The organism is Parabacteroides sp. PH5-46 (genome assembly GCF_029892785.1).
In the GTDB taxonomy this organism is placed as follows: domain Bacteria; phylum Bacteroidota; class Bacteroidia; order Bacteroidales; family Tannerellaceae; genus DFXE01.
In genome coordinates this window covers 77,941-84,190 of sequence record NZ_JARXXA010000019.1, presented here as the reverse complement: position 1 = coordinate 84,190, position 6,250 = coordinate 77,941, and the positions used below count along the sequence as shown (strand labels likewise).

Annotated in this window: 5 protein-coding genes; all 5 read right to left on the bottom strand. The window is 45.0% G+C overall.

The window, feature by feature from the left end:
* Nucleotides 1–47: 47 nt before the first annotated feature.
* Nucleotides 48–1,337, bottom strand: coding sequence for a hypothetical protein (locus tag M2470_RS16170; protein WP_280745983.1), 1,290 nt, complete (start codon nt 1,335–1,337; stop codon nt 48–50).
* Between the two features lie 34 nt (nt 1,338–1,371).
* Nucleotides 1,372–2,328, bottom strand: coding sequence for a FimB/Mfa2 family fimbrial subunit (locus M2470_RS16165; RefSeq protein WP_280745984.1), 957 nt, complete (start codon nt 2,326–2,328; stop codon nt 1,372–1,374).
* An 86-nt stretch (nt 2,329–2,414) separates the two neighbouring features.
* A complete protein-coding gene (locus tag M2470_RS16160) occupies nt 2,415–3,986 on the bottom strand; it encodes a hypothetical protein (RefSeq protein ID WP_280745985.1) in 1,572 nt (523 codons plus the stop codon).
* 84 nt (nt 3,987–4,070) lie between these two features.
* Entirely contained in the window at nt 4,071–5,573 is a 1,503-nt protein-coding gene (locus tag M2470_RS16155; RefSeq protein ID WP_280745986.1) for a DUF3868 domain-containing protein, read from the bottom strand.
* Between the two features lie 6 nt (nt 5,574–5,579).
* Complete coding sequence (locus M2470_RS16150; protein WP_280746040.1) at nt 5,580–6,107, bottom strand: DUF3575 domain-containing protein; 528 nt, start codon at nt 6,105–6,107, stop codon at nt 5,580–5,582.
* Between the last annotated feature and the right edge of the window lie 143 nt (nt 6,108–6,250).

The window sequence follows — 6,250 nt, the reverse complement described above, 5'->3', positions numbered from 1 at the left end:
CATATGTGTTATCTTTCTGTTAATCATTAATAATTAATCATTAACAATTAATTTTCTACTATGATCTTTTTTGTCATATTCCCGGCCGTTACCTTGATCACATTAGCGGTCGTGATAGCGTTGTTTACGGTAATGGTGAAGTATCCCGGGCCGCTTGCCGAACCGTTGGTGATTGTAATGTCACTACCCGTTTCTATTTCGGCTGTCCAGCTCCCGTAGTCGGTATTAACATATACGCTGCCGGTCTCTCCTACCGCCAGGTTTAAACTACTGCGGGATACGCTCAGGAAGTAGGTGGGATATTCGGCGGGTATATTTATCGTTTCCCAAGTTACGACCTTGGCATTGACGGTCAACGACTGATTGAAGCCTGTGATAGTTGCATTGAACTGATAGTGTGTATTGCGTGTTACAGCCAAGTCGGCCAGGGTAGGCCCATCGCCTTTCATCCATTCAACAGTCTTCCCTGCCATACCGTTACCTATCACCAGGGTGTACTTTCGTGTATTGGAAGTATTGTCTGCCTGGTAGGCGTATACGGTGAGGTAGGTGTATTTATCCCGGCTGTTAAGGATGTGTTCGGGAATGTAGAAGGTAATCCCCTGGGCTTCAAAGCCACTGTTGTCAGGATCATAGCCATGCGATGTATTGTTAGGTACGATAGCTGCACCTTCGGTGATAAATCCACTTCCTTCGTAAGGGCTAGCCATCAGGTAGGATATTCCCGGCATGTGGCAGACTGTTACCTTATTGAGCAATACCTTGGTGCCGGCCAACGAAGAAGCACTATAATCGCACTTGATGTTCAGCGTTACTTTGGCATAAAGGCGCTCCACGGTTCCCAAGGGGTGGGTTGTCCCGCTTATTTCCGTCAGCTTGTTGGCTTCTGCTATTACCTCATAGCGCCCAAACATGGGTATCAGGTTATTTTCATCCACAGTGGGGTATCCTGTGAAATTCAACTGTTTTGCTTTTATATCGCTCTCGGATACAGTCTGTCCCTCCTGCCAGCTGTCCAAATTCCAGCTGTTAACTTCGTTGGCAAAGAGTAATATCTGAAGGTATCCGGCGGGTACTATCTCTTCAAAGGTTACGCCATCAGCTTGCGGCGTAGTAGTGTTGAGCAGGCATCGTCCTGAGCGATTCAATACGACCAGGCGTACTTTCCCAACCGCTGTCTCCGGGTCTTCATCCCCCGACCGGGTGAGGCTCAGCTGAAGGGTGGTCATTTCCTTCTCCGGCTGTTCCACTTCCATTTCTCCCGATGTGCAGGAAAATAACCAACACAAAGACAGGCAGGAAAGAAGGAAGATGATCTGTTGTTTTTTCGGTCTCATATATTTTGTTCTAAATTTCATTTTTCAGAAAAGATTATCCCACAACCGTTCCGCCTCCGCCGTCTACAACAACCCAGTCGTTGATGGTGATGGTGAAGTGACCGTTTGTATGTTCAAAAAATACGTCAAGGTGGAATTCATCATCTATGTCCAAATCTCCCGTAATGGAGAGTGGTACCAATAGTTCAGACAGGCTGGTATCAAGCAGCACTTCTTCATCCTCTGATTCTCCCTGATGTGTGATAAGCAGTCGCGATCCGGTCGAATGGTCGTTCAGCTCGCGCATAACGACAAACTCAGACTTGAGCGATTTTTCTTCAATACTATCCTTGGGTATATAGGTTAACCGGTTTCCGGTTATCGAATTGTCAAAGTTATAATCCCCGTTGCGCGAGGTGATGGTGCATTGGAAGCGGCTGTTACTGCCGGTACGGGTATTGTTGTCTGTAACGGGTAAGCCACGGGCTGTTACATGAATCGTATTGGTATCTTTTGTCAGATCCATCAATATAAGCCTCCTTCCTTCTGCTGCTTCTATTCCGACTTCTTGTACGCCCCCGTAGAACAGGTGGGTAGGATGTTCGGTTACTGTGTCGTCAAGGCGGTTGAGTTTAAGCATAAATTCTTCAATAGTCGTCTGTCCCGGTATGCAGTCTGTGATATCATAGCACTCGTCCAGGTTCCCCCAGGCTACGAGTTTGTAGTTACCCGCTTTCAGGGGTACGGTCATGATGTAATTGTCCTGAAGGACTGATCCTTGGTCGCTGAACTCACTGATGAACCGCCCGTCTTCCGAAAAGACGAAAAGCGAGATGCGTTCAACGGCGGTTGCGAACTTATCAACACCTGCTACATTCTTGATATACCGGAATTGCACGCCTATTCCACATTCCGACAAATCGTCCTGTACGCATCCCCATGAGGAGAGAAGGAATACCCATACGGTACAGAAGGCAGCAATCCGGACACTTATTTCTTTTATCGGTTTCATTTGTTTTAAAGTTTAATGTTCAATGTTCAAGGAGGGGATAGGGCGGAAGAAAACCGCCCTTCCTCTCTTTGATTACTAAATGTTTATTAATTCAGGTTTCCTTCCTGTACAACAGGTGTCCACTTAGCAGGAATAATTACAGCATGCAAGTGGGTATTAGCAATAACAGGCTCCCAAGGACGTTCGATCAAATCAGATTCTTCAGGAAGACCAGGGCCTGTAATAGAAGCAATCTTCACCTGGTATTTGTTACCTCGCAATACACCCGGTTCAAGGCTATTTCCGGTCTTGTCTTCACCGATATCCAGACGGTAGTAGCTTACACAGTTGGTGAACTGGTAGTAATAAGTGTCCTTATCTTCTGTCCTTACACCTAAGATATCGGCAGCATCGGTTTGATTAGCGGCAGTATACGCTTCACCTGTATTGTAAATCCAGGCAGCCTGACGCAGTAAATCTATATCCTTGTAGTAAGAACCAGCTGGGATTGTTCCGTTTTTCAACGGTATCTCTTTAATAGTGTAGATATAGTTCTTATCTGAAAAAGCAGTACTGGTGATCTTATCTGTTGTTAACTTAGGTTGTTTATTGGAGACATTGTATTCTACTGTTTTCACTACAGCATTGGGCTCAAATGTAGCTTTGATGGCAAAATAAGAAGACTGCCCGCGAAGCAACAAATAATGATTGTTTTCAGGAACATAATAATAACGAGTAGGAGTAACTGTAGCAGTAGTAGGATTTAGAGTAATAAATTCAGGTGTATAGTCAAACTCAGGATCAAATTGGGTTTGAGCAACAGCGCTTTGAGGGTTGGTATCAAAATCTTCGTTGAAATAGTACGACTGCACACCTTTATCTTTACCCTTGCGAATCAAGTTGGTCTTACGTGCCAAGTTACGAATTGCATACTGAATGTTATTAACACCTGGTTCTGTGTCTGTAATTGTTTTTATAACATCAGTTGCCAGATAAAGATTCGCTTTTGCTAACATAAAGTTTAGCTGGATTTTAAACGTATTGGTTGTAGATTCACCTCCTGCTTTAGGATCTCCTGCTGCTGCTGTTTCAGAATCAATGTCGGATTTCAGATCATACTCGATACTGTTGTCATTAGTGGCAGGAAGACCACCATTACTAACGCGTTTATGCAAGATTGAAAAATTAAATGCAGATGTATTTGCTTGTTTTGCATCGAAATACAATGCCATAAGCTCGTCAATCGTGCTACTTCCTTCAGCAAAATCGCCTATTGTTTTAACCATGTTATTAGGACTTGTCGACATATCTTTATAATTGGCTACAACAAAGATTTTTTTCTTTCCAGCCGTTACCAGAACCGTTTTACTGGTACCTTCCATATCTACTTTCTTTTCCAACACACCGGAATTCGACTTATAAATCAAAAGGGTAATATCCTTCGGATCAATCAATTTATCATTTACATCAGCATCTGAATCGTCAGGAGAAAGTGTCGGGGTATACGCACGAGTATCTCCCGTAGGTAAAGAGAAGTAGGCATAGGTTTCTTTGCCTTCCACCTTTTCAGGGTTGTCTATCGGATTCTTCGGGTCCGGAGTAACCTCCTCGCTCGAACAAGCCGTAAAACCAGCTGCAACGATGGCAGCCATCATAAAAAATTTAAACGTCTTTTTCATTTTTACTTGAATTTAATTAATAAAAAAAGTCTATTTAATTGTGAATTATCAATTACCAGTTGTTTATAATTTATAATTAACCATTTAATTGCGAAGCAATTTCTCTGCTTCTTCTTTTCTCTTTATTTCGTCAAGGTTCTTCAGGGCTGCATCTAGGTTTTTTTCTGATGCACGTTTGAAGAGACTCTTTGCCTTGGCTGTATTAGCTTTAAGCATTTCCAACACCCCTAGATTATTATAGTACTCTCCTGTATCTCGTACTGCATTTCCGTTCTGCGTGTTGCGTACTACGTTCTGCAAATACCTTTCTGCGCGCACCTGATCGCCTGCTTTGAGTGCCGAAGCGGCTGCGTTCAGATTGGCTACCGGGTTTTCGGGATAGAGCTTTACAGCTGTTTCGAATACTTCTATAAACTGCTGACTGCCTTCCGGGTAGGTGTTAGCTACCAGGAACATTTCATTGAGACTGAGCTGTCGAGGCTGTGTTTTGATTACCTGTTTGGCTTCTTCCACATTGAAGTTCTTGGCATTATAGTCTATCCTTGCTACTACACGGCGCAGTTGTGGATACAGCTGATGCAGCATCTGCTGGTAAGGTCCTCCACCGTTGAGTGCCTTGAGGCGATTCTTACGCTCTTCCGGGTTGTAGTAGTTGATGATCGACAGTATCGTGGCTTTCGGCTCTATGTAAGATTGCTGTACAAGCCAGGCTAAGCCTTCCCAGTCTTCGCCTCCGTAACCGATCTGGTAGAGGTGTGAAGGGATGCCCGCACGCATGGACAGGTAATTCCTCAACGCCTCTGCGCGACCTCGTGCCAGTTGGTTGTTTGTGTTTACATTTCCTTCGGGGGAGGCATAACCTGTGATGAGTACACTGGTTACTGTCAGATTCTTGTCTGATCGTATCCCGCCAATAATCTGTTCAATCTTGGCCAGTTCGCGGGGATTGTTGCCGAAACTTGGATTGATTTCCGTTCTTGCTACGGGGAAATCCAGGAAGACATCGCTCTGTTCGCTGCGTGCCTTTACCTGTTCCGCTTCGGGGCGGATATAGGCTACATGGATCGTGGGGTTATATTCTTTCACCCCTTCGAGTATGATACGGTTGGCCAGTTTACGACTATCCCATTCTGCCGGTTCACCTCCGCATCCGCAGAGGTCGGTCTGTACGTCCAGTTGTGCTTCACGCATCCAGTTCTCATAAGGTACAGCCTGGCGGTAACGAACGACCTTGCGGTTCTCAGCCTTGAGTGGAATAACGGCATAGTGTGCCGAAGCAACCTGCTTTTGCCATCCATTGAGTTCCACCTCCCTTTCGAAAGCCTTCTGGCGGTGGCGTCCGTTGACAAGCACACTCTTCATCTTTACTTCCCGTCCTTTGGGAGAAGACAATACCGGAGTCAACTCCAGGGAGCGTTCTGTATTAAGGCGTACGTCTATCAGGTCAATATCCATGATTAATTGCACGGAATCTTCCACTTGGCGGAGCGAATGCAACTTCAAAAGCTCAGTTGACAGTTGACAGTAGGCAGTTGACAATTGAGATTGCAACAACGCTATAAATAATATATATAGTATCTTTTTCATATCCAGTTATTTGATGATGTAGATTAGAGAGATCCCCGCTTTTGTAGGCCCAAAATAGTTTTTGGTAAAATCGCCGATTTTCTCAGCACATTTCTCACAAGGATACTTGGCATGATCGAGGTAAGCGTATCCAACGCCGACAGTTGCTTCTATGCTCCAACGCTTACTGAGTATCCACTGGTAGCCGTAAGAGATACCTGCGCCGTAGAGGTAACCTTCGTAGCGGTGTTCATTGAGACCGAACATCTTCAATCCTCCCATATTGTAGCCTGCCACATGTGCATGCAAACCCATAAAGTGCCCCATAAAGCGCTGGCAGAACCAGTAACGAGCCTCGGGCTGTATGGCCCAATGCTTGAGTTTGCGGTTCTTGGAGAACTCCCAGGGGTTGTAGTTTACAGGTAGTTCCAACGTCCACTTAGGAGCCAGGCCGATTTCAAGACCGAGGTTCAGCGTCGTTGTCGCATCATACAGCAGGTTCGACTTAAGGGCTACATCCTGTGATTTAATAAAGGGCGAGAAAAACGCCAGCATGGCTAGTGCCACTACAGTCTTTTTTATCCATCCAACGGTTATACAATTCTCTGTTTTCATCAATGTTAGTCTTTTATTTTTAGGCTTCCCTCCTCTTTATTTTTACACTCCCTATCACTTACCAAGTGACAGGGAGCCTGCTT

Excerpts from the sequence above, each read along its gene's own strand:
- M2470_RS16165 (WP_280745984.1), bottom strand. The coding sequence starts at position 2,328 with ATGAAACCGATAAAAGAAATAAGTGTCCGGATTGCTGCCTTCTGTACC.
- M2470_RS16155 (WP_280745986.1), bottom strand. The coding sequence starts at position 5,573 with ATGAAAAAGATACTATATATATTATTTATAGCGTTGTTGCAATCTCAA.
- M2470_RS16160 (WP_280745985.1), bottom strand. The coding sequence starts at position 3,986 with ATGAAAAAGACGTTTAAATTTTTTATGATGGCTGCCATCGTTGCAGCT.
- M2470_RS16150 (WP_280746040.1), bottom strand. The coding sequence starts at position 6,107 with ATGCTGGCGTTTTTCTCGCCCTTTATTAAATCACAGGATGTAGCCCTT.
- M2470_RS16170 (WP_280745983.1), bottom strand. The coding sequence starts at position 1,337 with ATGAGACCGAAAAAACAACAGATCATCTTCCTTCTTTCCTGCCTGTCT.